This window comes from Mycobacterium lehmannii (assembly GCF_002245535.1).
GTDB lineage: Bacteria > Actinomycetota > Actinomycetes > Mycobacteriales > Mycobacteriaceae > Mycobacterium > Mycobacterium lehmannii.
Genome location: NZ_NKCN01000025.1, coordinates 54,226 through 74,669 on the forward strand (window position 1 = coordinate 54,226; position 20,444 = coordinate 74,669).

Here is a 20,444-nt window from a genome sequence, read left to right on the forward strand (position 1 = left end):
ATGCCCAGGATGCAGCAACCCTGGCCCACGCGGAGGCCTGGCGGCAGATCACCGCCACCGACCCCGCGCTGCCCGCTCCCGCACCCGAGGTCGACACCTACGCTGACGCCGGGCATCTGTCTCTGTCGCTGGACGTCGCCAGCACCCGCGCGTTGCTCGTTAAGGCGCCTGCCGCGTTCCACGCGGGCATCTCCGACATCCTGTTGATCGCGTACGCGCTGGCGTGCGCCGAATTCGTCGGCAGCCCAGCGTCGGTCGGCATCGACGTCGAGGGCCACGGCCGCCACGAACACCTCGCCCAGGATGTCGACCTGTCCCGCACGGTGGGATGGTTCACCACGAAACATCCCGTCGCGCTGACAGTGCGGAAGCTGAACTGGCAGGACGTGACCGCCGGAGACGCAACACTGGGAGCGGTGGTCAAAGACCTCAAGGAGCAACTGCGCACCCACCCAGATCCGCTCACTTACGGGTTACTGCGTTACCTCAACCCCGAGGTGGACCTGGCCGGCCCCGACCCGTCGCTCGGGTTCAACTACCTCGGTCGCCTCGGTGCTGGCGCTGCGCAGCTGTCCCAGGAGATGTGGAGTGTCAGCCACGACGGCTTGACACTGGCCGAAGCCGCCGCAGCCGTACCCATGCCGTTGGCCCACACCCTCGAACTCAACGCCGCAGCCGTCGAAACCGCCGAGGGTCCTACTCTGCGGGCCAACTGGACGTTCGCGCGCTCAGCGCTGGACCACGCCGAAGCCGGCAGGTTCGGCATGCTGTTCTTCCAAGCGTTGCGCGGCATCTGCGCTCATGCCGCGAGTGGCGGCGGTGGGCGCACGCCTTCCGACATCGCCCCCGCCCGGCTCAGCCAAGACCAGATCGACGAGCTAGAGGCGCACGAGCGCATCGCCGACATCCTGCCGCTGACCCCACTGCAACAGGGGCTGCTCTTCCACGCCAGCACCACGACAAACGCGGCCGACGACGTCTACGCGATGCAGCTCGACGTCGCGATATCCGGCCCACTCGACCGCGACCGGCTCCGCGACGCGGTGCATAACGTCGCCATCCGCCACCCCAACCTCGCCGCGCGATTCTGCGGGCAATTCGACGAACCGGTGCAGATCATCCCGGCCGACCCGGCACCGGCCTGGCGGTACATCGACCTCACCCACAACGGCCGAAACCCCGGTGATCACGTCGAGGAGGTGCGCACCGAGGAACGCGCCGCGGTCTGCGACCTCACCCGGCCGCCGGCCTTCCGAGCGGCGTTGATCCGCGTCGCGCCGGACAGGCACCGGTTCGTGCTCACCAATCACCACATCGTGCTCGACGGCTGGTCGTTGCCGGTCCTGATGCAGGAGCTCTTCGCCGCCTACTACGGGCAGCGGTTGCCCGCGGCGACGCCGTACCGGAACTTCGTCGCGTGGCTGGCCGAACAGGACATCGACGCGGCCCGTGCCGCCTGGCGCGAAGTGCTGGCCGGTTTCGACACACCCACCCTGGTCGGTTCACCGGGCCGACTGACGCCGGGGCCGCGGGGCACCGCCTCGATCTCGCTGCCGGCACGAAACACCCGCGCCCTCAACAATTTCGCGCGCGCGCAACGCACCACGGTCAACATCGTACTGCAGGCCGCCTGGGCGCAGGTGCTGATGTCGGCGACCGGCCACCACGACGTCGTGTTCGGTGCCGCGGTTTCCGGGCGACCCACCGAAGTGGTCGGGGCCGAAACGATGGTCGGGCTGTTGATCAACACGGTGCCGGTGCGCGCGGACGCCAACGCAGCGACCACCGTCGGCGACCTGCTCGACCAACTGCAACGGGCCCACGTCGACACCCTCGAGCACCACCATCTAGCGCTCAACGAGATTCACAAAGTCACCGGCTGCGACCAGTTGTTCGACACCCTGTTCGTGTACGAGAACTACCCCGTCGACACCAGCGCCCTGGCAGACGTGACCGAGTTGGCGATCACCGAAATCGTCGGCACCGAGTCCACGCATTATCCTCTGATGCTGCAGGCACGGTCGGCCGAGGAGTTGCGGTTGCGCATCGAGTTCGACGCCGATTTGTTCGACACGACCCGAGTCGACGCGCTCATGCGACGCCTGCAGTGGGTGCTCGAGGAGATGACCGCCGATCCCACCCGAAGGCTGTCGTCGATGGATGCACTCGATGCCGCCGAACACGCCCAGCTCGACCGGTTCGGTAACCGCGAGGTGTTGCATCAGCCTGCGACGCTCGCGTCGATTCCGGCTCTGTGGGTCGCGCAGGTCGCGCGCACACCTGATGCGGTCGCCCTGAGTGACGAAACGCGCTCGTGGACCTACGACGAGCTCCACGATGCGTCGAACCGGTTCGCGCGCTTGCTGATTGAGCATGGTGCCGGACCGGGGCAGTGCGTGGCACTGCTGCTGGAGAGGTCGGCCGAAGCGATCGTGTCGATACTCGCGACGCTCAAGGCCGGTGCGGCCTACCTGCCGATCGACCCCGCGCTACCGCCGAACCGAATCAGGTTCATGATTGAAGACGCCACGCCGATCGCCACGGTGACGTCTGCCGGACTGGTCGATCGGCTCGGCGGGTTGGGGTCGCCCACCATCGATGTGCACGACCCCGCGATCGACGCGCAACCGAGCGAGGCGCTAAGACCGCCGGCACCCGACGATCTGGCCTACATCATCTACACCTCCGGCACCACTGGTGTGCCCAAAGGTGTTGCCATCTCGCACCGTAACGTCACGCAGCACCTTGATTCACTGGACCTCGGCCTGCCGCTGACGGCGGTCTGGACGCAATGGCATTCGTTGGTCTTCGACGTCTCGGTGTGGGAGATCTGGGGCGCCCTGCTGCGCGGCGGCCGGCTGGTCGTGGTCCCCGACCTGGTGGCGGCGTCATCGGAAGACCTGCGCGAGTTGCTGCTGGCCGAAGACGTGGGCGTGCTCAGCCAAACCCCCTCGGCGGCCGCAATGCTCTCGCCCGAGGGACTGGAGTCGACAGCGTTGGTGGTCGCCGGGGAGGCCTGCCCGGTGGAGTTGGTCGAGCGCTGGGCGCAGAACGCGGTGCTGATCAACGCATACGGGCCCACCGAAACGACGGTGTACGCGACGATCAGCGCGCCGTTGACGCCGGGGCCGGGTCCGGTGCCGATCGGCGCCCCGGTCGCAGGCGCCGCGTTGTTCGTGCTCGACGGGTGGCTGCGGCCGACGGCGGCCGGCGTGGTCGGCGAACTGTACGTAGCCGGCCGCGGCGTGGGAGAGGGGTACTGGCGGCGGTCCGGGCTCACGGCCGCGCGGTTCGTCGCCTGTCCATTCGGTGGGCCGGGCGCCCGGATGTACCGCACCGGAGACCTGGTGCGGTGGGGCGACGACGGGCAACTTCAGTACCTGGGCCGCGCCGACGAGCAGGTCAAGATCCGCGGCTACCGCATCGAACTCGGTGAGGTACGCACCGCCCTGGTCGAATTGGACGGCGTCGAGCAGGCGGCGGTGATCGCTCGCGAGGACCACTGCGGCGACAAACGCCTCGTGGGCTACGTGGTCGGGACGGCAGACTCGTCCGACATTCGCGACCAGCTGGTCACAAAGCTGCCGGCGTACATGATTCCGGCAGCCGTGGTCGTGTTGGACGTTCTGCCGCTGACGGTCAACGGCAAGCTCGACACCCGCGCCCTGCCGGCCCCCGAGTACGGCGGTGAGCGTTATCGGGCCCCGGGCAATGCGGTCGAGGAGATCGTGGCCGACATCTACGCGCAGGTGCTCAATGTCGGGCGGGTCGGCGTCGACGACTCCTTCTTCGACCTCGGCGGCGATTCGCTGTCAGCGATGCGGGCCGTCGCGGCGATCAACTCCGCATTCGATTCCGGGCTCTCCGTGCGTGCTCTGTTCGACGTACCCACGGTCGCGCAACTGGCGCCTCGGGTGAGCGAGGCGGTCGGCCGGCGCGCACCGTTGGTGTCCGCCGAACGGCCCGCGGAGGTCCCGCTCTCCTTCGCGCAGAGCAGGCTGTGGATCCTCGACCAATTGCACGGTCCCTCACCGGTTTACAACATGGCGGTGGTGCTGGAGCTGTCCGGGCGCCTGGATGCCGATGCGTTGTGCCTGGCACTGCACGACGTTGTCGCTCGCCACGAGACGCTGCGCACATTGTTCCTGGCGACCGACGGGGTGCCCTACCAGCTGGTGGTATCACCCGAGCGCGCCGACTACGGCTGGCACGTCGTCGACGCCCGCAACTGGTCGGCGACCACGCTGGAAGAGGCAGTCGAGCGCACAGTGCGTCACTCCTTCGATCTGGCCAGCGAAATGCCGCTCAGGGCAGCGCTGTTCCGTGTCTCAGACCAGGAGCACATTCTTGCTGCGGCGGTGCACCACATCGCCGCCGACGCCTCGTCGGTGAGCCCGCTGATGCGCGACCTCGGTGTGGCGTACGCCAAACGGTGCAGCGGACAGCCGCCCGACTGGCCGTCCTTGCCGGTCCAGTACGCCGACTACACGCTCTGGCAGCGCGGCGAATTCGGTGATGTCGATGCCGCCGACAGCCCGATTGCCGGGCAACTTGCGTACTGGAGGGATGCCCTGGCGGGATTGCCGGAACGGCTGCAACTGCCCACCGACCGGCCCTATCCACCGGCGGCCGATCAGGGCGGAGCCAGCGTGACCGTGAACTGGCCGGCCGATTTGCAGAATCTGGTCCGCGAGGTGGCGCGCAAACACAACGGGACCAGCTTCATGGTGCTTCAGTCCGCTCTCGCGGTGCTATTGGCCAAGATCACCGCCAACAACGATGTCGCCGTGGGATTCCCGATCGTCGGTCGGGTCGACCGTGCGCTCGACGATCTGGTCGGATTCTTCGTCAACACGCTGGTTCTGCGGGTCGACCTCGGCGGTGATCCGACGCTGGCCGAAGTGCTGGACCAGGTGCGTAGGCGTAGCCTGTCCGCCTACGAAAACCAGGACGTGCCATTCGAATTACTCGTGGACCGGCTCAATTCGTCCCGCAGCCTGACCCATCATCCGCTGGTGCAGGTGATGCTTGCCTGGCAGAACGTGCTGGGAGAGCACGGCAACGCCGCCGGGCTCAGCCTCGGTGATGTGCAAGTCACCCAGAGGCCGGTGGACATCCGCACCGCCCGAATGGATCTGGTGTTCCACCTGGCCGAGAACTGGACCGACACCGGCGAGCCCGGCGGGATACGCGGCGAGGTCGAGTTCCGCACCGACATATTCGACGCGGCGACCATCGAAACCCTGATCCGGCGGCTGGAGCGGGTCCTGGTGGCCATGACGGCCGACCCGCAGCAGCGGATGTCGTCGATCGGCTTGCTCGACACCGACGAGCAAGCGTTGCTGGACGAGGTCGGCAATCGCGCGGTGTTGGCGCGAGGAGCCCATCCCGAGGTGTCGATCCCGGCGTTGTTCGCCGCACAGGTGGCGCGCACCCCCGAGGCGCAGGCGCTGAGCTGCGGCGGTCGGTCGATGACGTACCGACGACTGGACGACGATTCGAACCGGCTGGCGCACAAGCTGATCAGCGTGGGTGCGCGGACGGGCGAGTCGGTAGCGCTGCTTCTGGAGCGTTCCGCCGAGGCGGTCGTGGCCATTCTCGCGGTACTCAAGACGGGTGCGGCCTACCTGCCGATCGATCCCGCGCATCCCGACGCGCGCCTCGAGTTCATGCTCGCAGACGCCGCGCCGATCGCCTCGATCACCCGGGCCGGGCTTGCCGCACGGCTGGGCGGCCGCAACATGCCGGTCATCGATGTCGCCGGGCCCTGCGTCGACGTCCATCCCTGTTCCGCGCTACCGCTGCCCGCCGCCGACGACCTTGCCTACGTCATCTACACCTCCGGAACCACCGGACTTCCCAAAGGGGTGGCCGTCGCCCACCGCACGGTGACCCAGCTGGTGCAGGCAAGCGACGACGGCCTGCCACCGGCGGGGGTGTGGACACAGTGGCATTCGCTCGCCTTCGACGTGTCGGTGTGGGAGATATTCGGCGCTCTTCTGCGTGGCGGTCGACTGGTGGTCGTCCCCGAGGAGGTGGCATCGTCGCCACGGGACTTCCACGCGCTGCTGGTCGACGAAGAGGTCAGCGTGTTGAACCAGACACCGTCGGCCGCAAGCTTGCTCTCCGCCGACGGCCTCGACGGGGTGGCGTTGGTGGTGGCAGGGGAGGCCTGTCCAGCCAACCTCGTCGATCGGTGGGCGGATGGTCGGCTGATGGTGAACGGCTACGGCCCCACGGAGACGTGGTACACGTCATTCAGCGCGCCGCTAAGGGCGGGATCGCACGAGGTACCCATCGGTGCACCGATTTCGGGAGCGGCGTTCTTCGTCCTCGACAACTGGCTGCGGCCGGTGCTTCCGGGCGTGGTCGGCGAGCTGTATGTGGCCGGTGACGGGCTGGCCTGCGGATATGTGAACCGTGCCGGATTGACCGCCTCACGATTCGTGGCCTGTCCGTTCGCCGACGCGGGAGCATCGGGGCGACGGATGTACCGCACCGGTGATGTCGTCCGGTGGGGCGTCGACGGGCAACTGCGCTACCTCGGGCGCGCCGACGAACAGGTCAAGATCCGCGGCCACCGCATCGAACCAGGTGAGATCGAGGCGGCGCTCGCCGAGGTCGTCGGCGTGGAGCAAGCTGCGGTGGTTGCACGCGACGACCGCCTCGTCGGCTATGTGACCGAATGTGCCTCGGTTACAATCGATCCCGCACACGTCCGACGCGTACTCGCCGAGCGCTTGCCAAGCTACATGGTGCCGGCTGCCATCGTGGTCGTCGACGCGTTGCCGCTGACCGTTAACGGCAAACTCGACGTCCGCGCCCTACCTCCGCCCGAATACCAGGGGGCCAAGGCCTACCGGGCGCCGGAAACGGCCACCGAGATGGTCATCGGTGACATCTACGCCCGGATCCTGGGCCTCGAACGGGTCGGCGTTGACGACTCGTTCTTCGACCTCGGCGGCGACTCGCTGGGCGCGATCCGCGTTGTCGCAGCGATCAATTCCGAGCTAGACACTGACCTGGCGGTGCGCACGATGTTCCACGCACCGTCGGTCCGTGGCCTGAGCCGGCAACTGGGGACTCTGGACAGCGTTGCGGAGGTCGTGCCCGTCGAGGTACTCAAAGATGGTGTGGGCGTGCCGCTGTGCTGCATTCACGGAGGATTCGGACTCAGCTGGGTATATCGGATCCTCGCCGATCATCTGGACTGCCCGATAATCGGTATCAACCAGGCCGCGCCTGAAGGCGAAACGGTGCCCCGAACCATTTCCGAAATGGCGGCACGTTATGCCGACAGAATTCAGGCCCTCCAATCCAACGGTCGCTACAAGCTCCTTGGCTGGTCACTCGGCGGTGTGGTGGCCCATGCCGTGGCCGTCGAACTGCAGCGCCGCGGATGTGTCGTTCAGAGCCTGGTCCTGTTGGACGACGCATTCAGCGCGAACCGAGTGATGGTGACGGAGCAAGCCTCCGAACCGGGTGACATCCTGCGAAAGATCCTGCAACTGAACGGTATCGACGTCCCGTACCGAGAGGAACCGCTGACCTCCGCCGAGGCGGTGCAATCGGTTTATCGGCATTTCGAGGGGGGCGAGCTCGTACTGCCGTCGAAAAAGTTGCTGCAGTTCATGGTTCAGTGTCTCAGCGAAAATCAGCGGTACTTACAGGATCACGTTCCCGAGGTATTCGACGGCGACATGGTCGTCTTCTCTGCGAGCCACGACGACGTGACATGCCCGGTCCGGACCTGGCAGCCCTACGTCACGGGTGACGTCACGACGTACGCTGTCGACTGCTCACACCTTGAGATGCTGACGAGCGAGTCGCTCAGCAGGTATGTCGGACAACTCAAGCAGGCACTGGAAGCGCGATGACTGATAGCACACTCGACATAGTCGACATGCCCCGCGGCGGTCCTGAGGCGTCGTGGTTGGACCGGCGGTTGCAGACGAATCGGCTCGAGTACCTCGACCGCGACGACGTCGACGAGTTGAAACGAAAGGTCGTGGTGGCCCTCGACCGCGGTGGGCGGCGACGACGGTTGGGCGTCTACGGCAAGATCGCCAAGGTCGTGCTCGACGAGGCGGCCGAGTTCTCCTCGCCGAAGATTCTGGAGTTGGGAGCGGGCCTTGGCGGGCTGTCGGAGAAAGTGCTCGAGAGCCACCCCACTGCTCGGGTCACGGTCACCGATATCGATCCCTCCTTCGTCGGGATTGTTGCCGCGGGTGGGCTCGGCAGTGATCCCCGAGCCACGGTGCGGGAAATGGATGCCACCGAAATCGACGCCCCCGACGGGTTTTACGACCTCGCCGTGTTCGCGTTGTCGTTGCATCACCTGCCACCCGCACAGGCCGCACTTGTGTTCGCCGAGGGAACGCGGGCGGCGAAGAAGCTGATGATTATCGACCTGCGCCGACCGCCGGCGCCCGTGCATGCGGTTGTGCTGGCAGCGACGCTGCCGTTCTGCCCGTTGATGCCGCTGCTGCACGACGGGGTAATCAGCTCACTACGCGCCTACAGTCCGTCGGCATTGAGTGCGCTCGCGCGCCACGCCGGTCCGGAGATCACCGTCAAATTTCGCACCCGCCCGTTCGGCCCAACCGTCGTGGTGGCGAGCCGACGTCAAGTCAGCTGACCCGACCGGGCGATCTTCTCGGTGAAGTTCAACGCCGTGCATTGATTGCGCTGTGAGCGGGCCAACGGACACCGGGTTGCAGACCGCGGACGTCCGGTCTGACATGGCGACGCGGCATGCGCAATCAGTCGCTCGTCGACCGAATGCGTCAAAGGCTTCCGAGGTCGTCGGGCACGTCGACGGCGTGTTCGCGCAGCGCCTCCAGCGGAATCACCTCGAGCGTGCGTTCGTGCGTCGACGCCAGCACCACCGGCGCGGCGAAGCCGTCCTGATAGGCCTTCAACCAGTTCACCGCGGTCACGCACCAGCGATCACCGGGCCGCAGACCGGGAAAGCGGTACTCCGGTCGCGGGGTGGACAGGTCGTTGCCGATCGACCGCTGGTGCCGGAGGAACTCCGCCGTCACCACCGCGCAGATGGTGTGGCTGCCGAGATCCTCAGGCCCGGTCGAGCAGCACCCGTCCCGGTAGAAGCCGGTCAGCGGGTCAGAACTGCACGGCTGAAGCGGCTCGCCGAGCACATTGAGTTCAGCCACCAGTCGTCCATCGTTTCGGAGGGTCCTAATATTCAGTACTACCCGAACATATTCGAGTGAACGAGGAGCATCCGGCATGGCCGCGCTCAGGACTGGCGACGGATTTCCCGACATCGTCGTGACCGCTGTCGCCTCGACGACAGCGTTGGCCACCGACGCCGAAGAGACCTGGCAGCTGCTCCAGCAGGGCAGAAGCGGCATCCGGGCGCTCGACAAGTGGTTCGTCGACGAGTTCAACTCCCCGGTCCGCATCGGGGGCGCGATCCTCGAGAATCTCGACGAGCACCTGGACCGCGTCGAACGGCGCCGGACGTCGTATATGCAGAAGATGTCGACCGTCCTGAGCCGCAGGCTCTGGGAGATCGCGGGCAACCCCGACGTCGACACCCGCCGGCTGGCGGTCTCGGTCGGCCTCGCGCTCGGCAGCACCGAGGAGATCCCGCTCCAGCACGATCTCTGGCGGCAGAAGGGCCTGCGCGCGGTGTCGCCGCTGACCATCCAGATGTACATGCCCAACGGGGCGGCCGCCGCGGTCGGACTGGATCGGAAGGCGAAGGCGGGCATCATCTCGCCGGTGATGGCCGACGCGTCGGGCGCCGCGGCCATCGCCCAGGGCTGGCGACACCTCGTCCTGGGCGAGGCCGACATGGTGATCTGCGGCGGCGTCGAGACCCACATCGAGGCGGTCCCGGTTGCGGCGTTCAGCCTGCAGGAGCTGTTGTCGACCAACAACGACGATCCCGCGGGCGCCTGCCGCCCCTTCGACAAGGACCGCGACGGCATGGTTTTCGGTGAGGGCGGCGCGTTGATGCTCATCGAAACCGAGGAGCACGCCAAGGCGCGCGGTGCGCAACCGCTGGCCCGGCTGATGGGCGCGAGCATGACCTCGGACGCGTACGACGTCACCGAACCCGATCCCGAGGGCGAGCGCGCCAGCGACGCGATCGCCCGGGCGATCGAACTGGCCGGCCTCAACCCGACCGACATCGACCACATCAACGCCCACGCCACTGGCACGGTCCACGGCGACCTGGCCGAGGCCAGGGCCATCCGCAAGGCGCTCGGTGACCACTCACCCGCGGTGTACGCGCCCAAAGCGGCGCTGGGGCATTCCCTGGGATCGGCCGGTGCGATCGAGGCTGTGTTGACGGTGCAGGCGCTGCGCGACGGGCTCGTTCCGCCCACACTCAACCTCAAGGACCTCGACCCGCAGATCGACCTCGACGTGGTCGCCGAAGGCCCGCGCCGCGCCGACTACCGCTACGCGGTCACCAACTCGTTCGGCCTCGGCGGCTACAACGTGTCGTTGGTGTTCGGCGCCTACTAACGGCTATTTGGTCAGCGTGAACTGTCCGACGTAGCTGACGTTGCGGCTGAAGAAGTCCGAGCAGCCGCGCAGGTACTTCATGTAGCGGTCGTAGACCTCCTGCGACGTCACCGCGATCGCCTGATCCTTGGCGGCCTCGAGCTTTTCGGCCCACGTGTCCAGGGTGCGCACGTAGTGCGGGGTCATGTCGTCGAAGTCGGCGACAGTGAAGCCGGCGTTCCCCGCGAACTCGTAGACGTCCTCGTCGCACGGCACGGCGCCGCCGGGGAAGATCTCCTTGGCGATGAACCGCATGAACTTCAGGTCCGACATCACGATCGGAATGCCCAGCTCAGGCCAGCGCTTGAGCGGGTGCCCCATGATCGTCTGCAGCACCATCCGGCCGTCGGCGGGCATGACGCGGTGGCACGTGTCGAAGAACGCCTTGTACTTCGTCTTGGGCCACGCCTCGAATGCCTCGATGGACACGATGCGGTCGACCGGCTCGTCGAACTCCTCCCAGCCCTTGAGCAGCACCCGCCGGGAGCGTTCGGTCTCGACGGCGTCGAGAATCTGCTGGCCGAGTGCGTGCTGGTTACGGCTCAGCGTCAGCCCGATGACGTTGACGTCGTAGGTCTCGATCGCGCGTTTCATCACCGAGGCCCAGCCGCAGCCGACGTCGAGCAGCGTCATCCCGGGTTTCAGGTCAAGCTTGGCGAGCGCGCGGTCGATCTTGGCGTACTGCGCTTCCTCGAGGGACATGTCGTCGCGTTCGTAGTACGCACAGCTGTAGGTCCGCGTCGGATCCTGGAAGAGGCCGAAGAAGTCGTTCGAAAGGTCGTAGTGGGCTTGAACGTCCTCGTACGCCACCTTCATCGTCGTCCCCGAACTATCCGACATCTTCCTTTGGCCTCCTATGCGGTTACGTGACCCCGACGACCCCGTAACGACCAAGCTTTATATCGCATTTTTCCTAACCCGGCTAAGCAGCCGCCTTCTCGCACGTGAACTGAGCGACATCGGTGTAGCCGTCGCGGAAAAGATCGGCACAACCGGTCAGGTATTTGCGGAAGCGCTCGTAAATCTGCTCGGAGGTGATCTCGATCGCCTCGTCCTTCTTGGCCTCGAGGTTCGCTGCCCAGGTATCGAGCGTCTTGACGTAGTGCGACTGCAGGTGCTGTTCACGCGTGACCGTGTAGCCGGCCTTGTTTGCGTGCTCGCGCACCATCGAGGCCAGCGGCAAACGTCCGCCGGGGTAAATCTCGTCCATGATGAACTTGATGAATCTCACCCGGGACATGGTCAGCGGCAGGCCTTTGGCCTTGATCTCCTCGTCCTCGGGAATGATGATCGTGTGTAGCATCATCACGCCGTCGTCGGGCATCCAGTTGAAGGTCTTCTTGAAGTAGTCGTCGTACTTGTTGAAGCCGAAGTGCTCGAACGCGCCGATCGAAACGATCCGGTCGACCCGGCCCTCGAACTCCTCCCACGGCTGCAGCCGGACTTCCATCTTGCGGTCGCTCTTGATGTTGGCGAACCGGTTCTCCTCGATGTGGCGCTTCTGGTTCTCGCTCAGCGTGAGGCCGATGACGTTGACGTCGTACTTCTCCACGGCCCGCTGGATCGTCGAACCCCAGCCGCAGCCGATGTCGAGCAGTGTCATTCCGGGCTTCAGACCCAGCTTGCCCAGTGAGAGGTCGACTTTCGCGAGCTGTGCCTGCTCCAGCGTGTAGTCGTCCTTCTCGAAGTACGCGCAGCTGTAGGTCTGCGACGGATCCTGCCAGAGCTTGAAGAACTCGTTGGAGATGTCGTAATGGAACTGGACCTCGTCCTTGTCCGATCCGCGCGTCTGCGATGCGGATTTAGACAGCCACTTCGACTGCGCCTGGTCTGTCGAGCTCTGCTGTGTATCTGAGGTTCCCACCACGGCCCACCCTTAAAAACTGATCGAGGGACGAATATTCGACTATCGCGCAGTTTTTTCTCGACACGATGGTGAAACAGTACCTCCGAGCACTGCGGTGGTGAGGGGCGGCACTACGACAACGGGCCTAGATTTTCGAATTTCTGGTCATCCAGCGCATCACCTGCCAACCGACGAAGACCGGCAGCCAGATGGTCAGCACCCGATAGAGCAGAACCGACGGTACGGCGACGGCGGCGGGCATGCCGAACGCCGCCAAACCGCCGATCAGCGCCGCTTCGACCGCCCCGATCCCGCCCGGTGTGGGTGCGGCCGAGGCCAGCGTGCCGCCCACCATCGTCACCACGGTGACCGTGATGAACGACGTGTCACCGCCGAAGGCCTCGATCGCCGCCCACAGCGCGAACGCGTTGCCCAGCGTCGTCGCGGCGCAGCCCGCCATGATGATCGCCAACCGCCGCGGTTCCCTGGCCAGCGCGATGAGGTGCCCGATCACCTCCTCCAACCGCGGCCGCACCGCCGTCGACAGCCACCGGCGCAGCTTCGGCACCAACAAGAACGTGCCGACCAGCCCGAGCAGCACACCGCCGATCAGGTACAGCAGCGTCACGTTGGGCACGAAGCGTGACAGATCCGCCGATACGCCGGCCGCGGTGGAGAAGAAGATGAGCAGCCCCAGGTGGGTGATGACCTGGACGGACTGCTGCAGCGCGACGGCGGTGGTCGCGCGCATCGGGCTGACACCGCCCTTCTGCAGGTACCGCGCGGACAACGCCAGCCCGCCCACTCCAGCGGGCGTCGTGGTGGCGGCGAACTTGTTGGCCACCTGCATCACGATCAGCCCCCACAGGCTGACCAGCCCGTCGGCACACGCCCAAAGTGCGGCCGCCGCACCGAGGTACGTCAGGCTCGTGGCGGCCAGGCCGAGGAGCGCCCACCACCAGTTCGCGGTGCGCAGTTCGGTGACGAACGTCGGCACCGAGGACAGGAACGGGTAGGCGACGTAGACCAGCGCGGCCAGCAGTACCAGCTGGATCACCTGACTGCGGGTGAACCGCGTGACGGTCTCGGTGCGGATCTCATCCACCCGGGTTTGACGCTTCACCTCGTCACGGGCGGCGGAGATGACGGCCTTGGGGTCGGTCACGGAGTTGCGGATGCGCATCGGCATCGCGGCCATGGTCAGCCGCCGCGACGCGGTCAGCACCGCGTCGTTGCCGAACGCGTCGATCGCCGCCCGCACCGCCGAACCCGCGTCGTAGAGATGCGTCGTCGTCACCAGCAGCTGAGCGATGTCGCTGCGCAACTGGGCGTCGGTGGCGCCGTACTCGGCGTTGTCGAACCCGCCGAACAGCACCGTGTCTCCGTCCACGGTGATCTCGCTGCTGCGCAGGTCGCCGTGCGAGATCTGACAGTCGTGCAGGTCGCGAAGCGACTCCCACACCCGGCCGACGGGAATCGAGTCGGCACACTCGCTGATCGGAATTCCGCGGGGCGGGGAGTGGGCGTACAACGTCCAGCCGCGGTCCAGCGCGGCGACGGCGATCGTCGACGCGTTGGCGATCTTGAGCTCGCCGATCGCGATGGCCATCAGGGCGCGGTGCTCGACGAGGCGGCGCATCGACGCGTGCAGCGGCGCGGTCTCGCGGTCGCGTAACCGCACTTTGCGCCACAGCTGCAGCAGCACGCCGCCGCCGCGCTGGTGGGGTCCGTAAAGTTCCATCACCGCCGCGGTCTGCTGGTCTTCGCAGGTGGCGGTCAGCACGAGCGGTCCGGCACCCGCCGGGCGCACCACCCGCAGGCCGGTGACGACGCAACCGCGCCGGGCCATCGCCCGCACCGCGCCGTCGAGGGGGACCTCGAGTCCGGGGGTTCCGACGACGAGCACCACCAGGGCGCCGACAAACCAGCCGACCGCCAGCCCGACCAGCGAGCGGGCCGGCACCACCGCGCTGACCACCAGGTGGATCGGCACGAACGCCAGCAGCAGGGTCCACCACCAGCGCCGCCATCGGGCAGGCAGCCAGGGGCCGGAGACAGTGAGCACGGCGGCGAGCATCGCGATCCAGCGCGGGTCGTCGACGAATTGGGACGCGAACGTGTCGAGGCGCCCGGACAGGTCGAAGTGCCAACGCGGCGCGGTCAGCCCCAGGCCGCTGATCGACAACGCGGATCCGGCGATGACGGCCGCTGCGGCGTAGGCGGCGAGCAGCTTCCACTGTCGCGACAGGATCAGGCTGACCAGGATCACGAACGGCAGCGCGACGATCGCGATGCCATAGATGAGGTAGACCAGGTTGGCCTGGGTGGGCGTCAGAACCGCGACGATCTCGGAGATCGAGCGTTCCAGCGCCACCCACTCGTTGCGGGTGATGACCGAGCCGGTGATGACGACCGCGAGGAATAGCGCGGCCAGCACGACGCGGACGATGTCGTTGGTCCGCCTCGTCAAAGGCTGCAGCAGGCTGCCGGAGACGGCGATGTCCCGTCCGTCAACGCGCATGTATCAACGATCTTCTCCGGTCGGGGGCCACGTCGGTAGCGACCCGCCGTCAACTTAGCCGCTGACCCGTGGAAAGCGGCTCATTGGCCGACCGGGGACCGGGGGAAGTCAGATCGCGTACTGCCTCGGCTCGTGCTGCACGGAGATCCAGTGTTCGGTGGTGAATTCGTCGATCGCCCACTGGCCGCCGAAGCGGCCGATCCCGGACGCCTTCTCCCCGCCGAACGCCGTGTTGGCGTCGTCGTTGACGGGCGCGTCGTTGACGTGGGTCATGCCGGTGTCGATGCGACGGGCGAACCGCACCGCGCGCTCGACGTCGCGGCTGAACACCGCCGACGACAGCCCGTACTCGGTGGCGTTGGCCAGTTGCAACGCGTCCTCGTCGCCGTCGGCCCGGATCACCGTCATCACCGGCCCGAACACCTCCTCGCGGGCGGTCGCCACGTCGTTGGAGCCGGTGAGGATGTGCGGCGGCAGGCACTGGCCGGTCGGGCCGAAGGGGTCGCCGCCGATCAGCAGGGAAGCGCCGTCGGTGCGGGCGCGGTCGAGTTTGTCCTGGATGGACTCCACCTGCGAGGTGTTGATGATCGGCCCCAGCTGGGTTTCGGGATCGCGCGGGTCGCCGACGCGCAGCGCCTTCGTCCGCTCGACGAAGCGGTCGAGGAACTCGTCGAAGACACGGCCGTCGACGATCGTCCGGTTGCCGATCATGCAGATCTGGCCCTGGTGGAAGAACGAGCCGAACACCGCGGCCCTGGCGGCGAGGTCGAGGTCGGCGTCCTCGAGCACGACGATGGGGCCGTTGCCGCCGAGTTCGAGCGCGGTGCGCTTGATCCCGGCCTTCGCCGCGATGCCCTCGCCGACGGGCGTGGAGCCGGTGAACGAGACGACGCGCGGCACCGGATGTGCCACGATCGCATCGCCGATGTCCGAGCCCGAGCCGATCACCACCGACAACAGGCCTGGCGGCAGGCCGGCCTCCTCGAAGATCCGCGCGAGCAGCAGTCCGCCGGTGACCGGGGTGTCGCCCGCCGGTTTGAGCACGACAGCGTTGCCGACGGCGAGCGCGGGGGCCACCGAGCGGTTCGACAACTGCATCGGGAAGTTCCACGGCGAGATCACCGCGACGACGCCGACCGGCTCGCGGTAGATGCGGCTCTCCTTGCCGGGGATGTCGGACGGCATGATCTTGCCCTCGACGTGGTGGGGCATCGACGCGGCTTCCCACAGCACCGAGCGGACGAGGTTCCACTCGAGTTCGGCCTTGGCGACGGTGCCGCCGGACTCGCGGATCAACCAGTCGGTGATCTCGTCCTTGCGCGCCCCCATCACGTCGGCGGCGTCGCGCATCACCTGCGCGCGGGCCATGGGCGGTTGGGCCGCCCAATCTCGTTGTGCCTCAAGGGCCGTCGTGTAGGCCTCGTCCAGGTCGTCGGCGTCGGCCTGGGGAATCTCGGTCAGCACGTCACCGGTGTAGGGGTCGGTGTCCTGCCGGGTCTTGCCGGACGAGCCTGCTCGCCACTGCTTGCCGATCGGCATGGTGTCGAAATCGGGATAGCGGGTCATGAGGTTTCGATCGCGATCTTGTGGTGGGGACTGTCGGCCTGCGCTTCCCACGCGCGGGGAGCCTCGTCGAGGGGGTAGCGCTCGACCTCGACGCGGATGCGGCCGTCCGCGGCGTGCTTGGTGAGTTCGCCGTATCCCGCGCGCATCACATCGGCGCCCAACATGTTGTTGTTGTGCCCGACGTGGGTGCGGCCCATCAGTTTGGCGAAGGGGACGGCGGCGGTCGCGCCCGCGCCCTGCCCAACCGTGATGAGCGTCGCGCCGACGGCGGACGCGTCGAGTGCGGCGAGGAACGGATCGCCGTACACCATGTCGATGACGACGTCGTAGCCCTCGCCGGCTTCGTTCGTCAGCGCCTCGGCGTCGTCATCCTGCCCGAGTCGGACCACCGCGTCGGCGCCGAGGTCGCGCACCTGCTCCAGTGCGTCGGGATCGCGACCGGCGCCGACCACCCGCCCCGCGCCGAGCAGCCTGGCGGCCTGCACGGCGATGCGGCCCACCACACCGGTGGCGCCGAGCACCAGGACGGTTTCGCCGTCGGACACGTCGGCGTGCCGGGTCAACGGCAGCCACGCGGCCAGGCCCGCGATGCCCAGTGCCACGGCGAGGTCGTCGTCGACACCGTCGGGGACGGGAAACGTCAGCGCGGGAGCGATGCGACACCGCTGGGCCCAGGACCCGAACGGTTCGGGCGGGGAGTCGAAGTACACCCGGCGACCGTCGTTGGTGGTGCCGACACCTTCTTTGCCCACCACCGAGGGTGTCAAGGGTTCGCCCATCGCGCCGGAGGCGAGGGCCAGGTCGACCGGATTGCATCCGGCGAGGCGAATGTCGACGAGTTCGGTGTCGGGGCCGTCGGGTTCGTCGAAGTCCCTGACCGTCGGTGTCTTGCCGGGCCCTTCCAGTACGGCAGCGCGCATGTGGTTCCTTCCGTCGGGTTCACGAACGGGCTACCCCGGTGTCGACGGCGTTATGCGGAGTCGTCTGACGCGGGTGAACGATCGGCTGTTCCCATTCGCGCGTCGCGCTCGTACTCTATTAGGCATGAGTACAACAACGGTGTCGGTGCTGCCGCCGGGACCTCGGCTCCCGTCGTTCGCACTGCTGTTGCTGATGATGCGGTGGTGGCCGCGGATCGTGTCGATCTGCCAACGTCGTTACGGCAACGTGTTCACGCTGACCAATTCGATGGTCGGCTCGATGGTCTACCTCTCCGATCCGGCCGACATCAAGACGGTGTTCGCCGGTGACCCGAGGATTTACCATGCCGGCGAAGCGAATTCGATGTTGGCGGGACTGCTGGGGGACAGCTCGGTACTGGTGGTCGACGACGAGGTGCACCGCGAGCGCCGCCGGCTGATGATGGCGCCGTTCCACCGTGACGCGGTGGCGCGGCAGGCCGACGTGATGGCCGAGATCGCGGCGGACAACATCGCCGGGTGGCCGGTGGGGGAGCCGTTCGCAGTTGCGCCGAAGATGTCGGAGATCACCCTCGAGGTGATCCTGCGGACGGTGATCGGCGCCAGCGACCCGGATCGGTTGGCCGCGCTGCGTGAGGTGATGCCGCAACTGCTGAACGTCGGCCCCTGGGCGTCGGTGGCGATCGCCAAACCCAAGTTGTTGAGACATCGCCTGTGGCAACGGTTGCGCCGCAACATGGATCACGCCGACCGGCTCTTGTATGCCGAGATCGCGGACCGCCGCGCCGATCCCAACCTCGCTCAGCGCACCGATGCGCTGGCGATGCTGGTGCGCGCCGGGGTCGACGACGGCGCGGGGATGACCGACCGGGAGCTGCGCGATCAACTGATCACGCTGTTGGTTGCCGGGCACGACACGACCGCCACCGGGTTGTCCTGGGCGCTGGAGCGGTTGACCCGCAATCCGGATGTGTTGTCAAAGGCCGTGCAGGCGGCCGAATCCGGCGACGACGAGTATCTGGATGCGATCGCCAAAGAGACGCTGCGGAATCGCCCCGTCGTTCCCGATGTCGGCCGGATCCTCACCGAGCCGGTGGAAATCGCCGGTTACCGGTTGCCTGCGGGGGTGATGGTGGTTCCGAGTATCACGCTGGTGCACGACGATGCCGGCATTTATCCCGACCCCGACCGCTTCGACCCGGATCGCATGGTCGGCGCGCCCCTGAGCCCGACAACGTGGTTGCCGTTCGGTGGCGGCAATCGCCGGTGTCTCGGTGCGGGATTCGCGATGGTGGAGATGCGGATGGTTTTGCGTGAGGTGTTGCGCCGCGTCGAGCTGGCAACGACGACCTCCCCAGGCGAGCGGCAGAAGCTCAAGCACGTGATCATGACACCGCACCGCGGTGCCCGAATCACGGTGTCGGCGAAGAAGACTGCCGTGTCGACGGCGGCGGATCAAGCTGCATCAAGATCCGCCACCGCCGACACGTCATCCGCGACGCAGAACTGATCAGGGGATGTCGGTAGCGGGAACGCTGCCGCAAGCGACTCCGGGAATGCACCCTGCGGCGCCTTGCGGGCCGGCCACGCCGGACGGTCCGCCGGGGATGGCACCCGCGGCGCCCTGCGGTCCGGCTGTGCCGGCCGGGCCGCCGGGGATTGCGCCCGTCGCGCCTTGCGGTCCGGCTGCTCCCGCGGGACCGCCGGGGATCGCGCCCGCTGCGCCCTCGGGGCCGGCCACGCCGGCCGGGCCGCCGGGGATCGCGCCCGCTGCGCCCTCGGGTCCGGCCACGCCGGCCGGTCCACCGGGAACGGCGCCGGCCGCGGCCGGAGCGCCAGGAGGCGGCGGCGGTGTCCATACACCCGGCGCGGGCGCCGGGGCCGGAGCCGGGGCCGGAGCGACCGCGCAGCCTGTGCCGGCGGGGTCGACGCAGCCCGAGGGGCCACCGGTCGGGAGGAACGACGGCGAAGCAAAGCCTGCAGGCGCGGCAGCGATCGCGGCTGCCGCCGCGCCGGCCACCAGGAGCGGTGAAAACTTCTTCAGGTTGGTCAACATGCCGGTGCTTTTACCATTGTCACCAGAGCTCAAACCTCAAACCCCGCGAGAGCCCACCTCAAAGCACCGCGAGTGACCGTGTTTGTGCGCCGGCACGCCGCGTTTGGCCGTACAAAGAGCGGTCGCTCGCGGGGGTTGAGTGGCCGCCTGGTGCTTGAGTGGCCGCCTGGTGCGCGAGTCACCACTCGTCAGGAGCGACGGTTCGCCGTGCCGCCGTCGTCGGCGAGGCTGGCGATCTCGCGGTCCCACGCCGCATACCGCACCCGACGCAGGCACGGCCGGACGCCGACGACGAACATCGCCGCCACCGCCGTCACCGCGAGCCAGAACGACATCGCCGCGACCGCCGCGTCGACCCCGGCTCGCCACCACGGATCCAGCGGCTGCGCGCGACGGCCGTCCGGATGGACCGAGATGTCGATGGTCTGCCCGGCTTTGACGGGCCTGTCCCATCGGAAACGCTCGGTGTGCTGAACGCCCGCAAACCGCCAATTCGCCTGTACGACGGAGACATCGGTGCCTCGAAGCGTCGCGCTCGTGGCGGTGACGGTCGCGGTGACCGGGTAGCGGTGCTGGGCTTCTGCCACATACGCGCGGCCACGTTCCTCGTGGATGGCCGTCGCCATCGCCCCGGCGACCGGTATTGCGATCAGCGAGGCCGTCACCGCCATCGCCATCACGAGGGTCTCGACGCGATCGCTCATCCGCACCAGCGGATTTCGACCGAGCGCGTGGATCATCCGCCAGTGCCACCACCCGCGCTGGACCGTCTGCATGGCGCCTCCCTCGGTCATCCGAGGAATTGACCGAGACCGCCCATCCAAACCTCGTTTCACCCCCTCCGCGACCGTGCGCGTCGGCACTCGAAACGCCGCGAAAAATCAGCACTTTGCGCACGCTCGCGACCGCGAACGACCGGCCGCATTCGTCGCCGACAGCAACCTGTCCCACCCGCCCCGAAAACCCCGGCACAAGCACTGTCCCTCATACACATCT

Annotated in this window: 12 protein-coding genes (1 of these 12 running past the window's edge); 4 read left to right on the forward strand and 8 right to left on the reverse strand. The window is 67.3% G+C overall.

The window, feature by feature from the left end; genetic code table 11:
* Positions 1-7,877, forward strand: partial view of a non-ribosomal peptide synthetase gene (locus CEX87_RS22280; protein ID WP_094289128.1) — the 3' end only. The gene continues 22,135 nt to the left of window position 1, outside the view; the window shows 7,877 of its 30,012 coding nt (coding positions 22,136-30,012); its start codon lies beyond the left edge, outside the window; it ends in the stop codon at positions 7,875-7,877.
* A complete protein-coding gene (locus tag CEX87_RS22285) occupies positions 7,874-8,638 on the forward strand; it encodes a methyltransferase domain-containing protein (RefSeq protein WP_094289130.1) in 765 nt (254 codons plus the stop codon). Before CEX87_RS22280 ends, CEX87_RS22285 begins: the two co-directional genes overlap by 4 nt.
* 148 nt (positions 8,639-8,786) lie before the next feature.
* On the opposite strand, the gene CEX87_RS22290 is transcribed toward CEX87_RS22285, so the two are convergent.
* Positions 8,787-9,173 (reverse strand): DUF2237 family protein, encoded by a 387-nt coding sequence (locus tag CEX87_RS22290; protein WP_064396583.1) that lies wholly within the window; start codon positions 9,171-9,173, stop codon positions 8,787-8,789.
* 76 nt (positions 9,174-9,249) lie between these two features.
* Here CEX87_RS22290 and CEX87_RS22295 point away from each other — a divergent pair, with 76 nt between their 5' ends.
* Complete coding sequence (locus CEX87_RS22295; protein ID WP_064396582.1) at positions 9,250-10,500, forward strand: KasA/KasB family beta-ketoacyl-ACP synthase; 1,251 nt, start codon at positions 9,250-9,252, stop codon at positions 10,498-10,500.
* A gap of 3 nt (positions 10,501-10,503) precedes the next feature.
* Here CEX87_RS22295 and CEX87_RS22300 read toward each other — a convergent pair whose 3' ends face one another.
* The 5 genes from CEX87_RS22300 to CEX87_RS22320 all read right to left on the reverse strand — a co-directional run bounded on the left by CEX87_RS22300 (position 10,504) and on the right by CEX87_RS22320 (position 17,392).
* Complete coding sequence (locus CEX87_RS22300; RefSeq protein ID WP_165595690.1) at positions 10,504-11,379, reverse strand: cyclopropane mycolic acid synthase family methyltransferase; 876 nt, start codon at positions 11,377-11,379, stop codon at positions 10,504-10,506.
* An 82-nt stretch (positions 11,380-11,461) separates the two neighbouring features.
* Positions 11,462-12,406, reverse strand: coding sequence for a cyclopropane mycolic acid synthase family methyltransferase (locus CEX87_RS22305; protein ID WP_064396577.1), 945 nt, complete (start codon positions 12,404-12,406; stop codon positions 11,462-11,464).
* A 124-nt stretch (positions 12,407-12,530) separates the two neighbouring features.
* Positions 12,531-14,906 (reverse strand): lysylphosphatidylglycerol synthase transmembrane domain-containing protein, encoded by a 2,376-nt coding sequence (locus CEX87_RS22310; protein WP_064418862.1) that lies wholly within the window; start codon positions 14,904-14,906, stop codon positions 12,531-12,533.
* Positions 14,907-15,014: 108 nt separating this feature from the next.
* The gene (locus CEX87_RS22315) at positions 15,015-16,472 is read right to left on the reverse strand and encodes an aldehyde dehydrogenase family protein (protein WP_094289132.1); all 1,458 of its coding nucleotides are present in this window, start codon (positions 16,470-16,472) and stop codon (positions 15,015-15,017) included.
* A complete protein-coding gene (locus tag CEX87_RS22320) occupies positions 16,469-17,392 on the reverse strand; it encodes a quinone oxidoreductase family protein (RefSeq protein WP_094289134.1) in 924 nt (307 codons plus the stop codon). Before CEX87_RS22320 ends, CEX87_RS22315 begins: the two co-directional genes overlap by 4 nt.
* Positions 17,393-17,516: 124 nt before the next feature.
* On the opposite strand from CEX87_RS22320, the gene CEX87_RS22325 reads away from it, so the two are divergent.
* Positions 17,517-18,902: a cytochrome P450 gene (locus CEX87_RS22325; protein WP_094289136.1), complete on the forward strand. Its 1,386-nt coding sequence runs from the start codon at positions 17,517-17,519 to the stop codon at positions 18,900-18,902.
* Here the strand turns inward: CEX87_RS22325 and CEX87_RS22330 are convergent, their stop codons facing one another.
* Positions 18,903-19,448, reverse strand: a complete 546-nt coding sequence (locus CEX87_RS22330) for a hypothetical protein (protein WP_082699052.1) — start codon at positions 19,446-19,448, stop codon at positions 18,903-18,905. It lies immediately after the preceding gene.
* Positions 19,449-19,636: 188 nt separating this feature from the next.
* Entirely contained in the window at positions 19,637-20,224 is a 588-nt protein-coding gene (locus tag CEX87_RS22335; protein WP_133148027.1) for an Rv1733c family protein, read from the reverse strand.
* Positions 20,225-20,444: the final 220 nt, after the last annotated feature.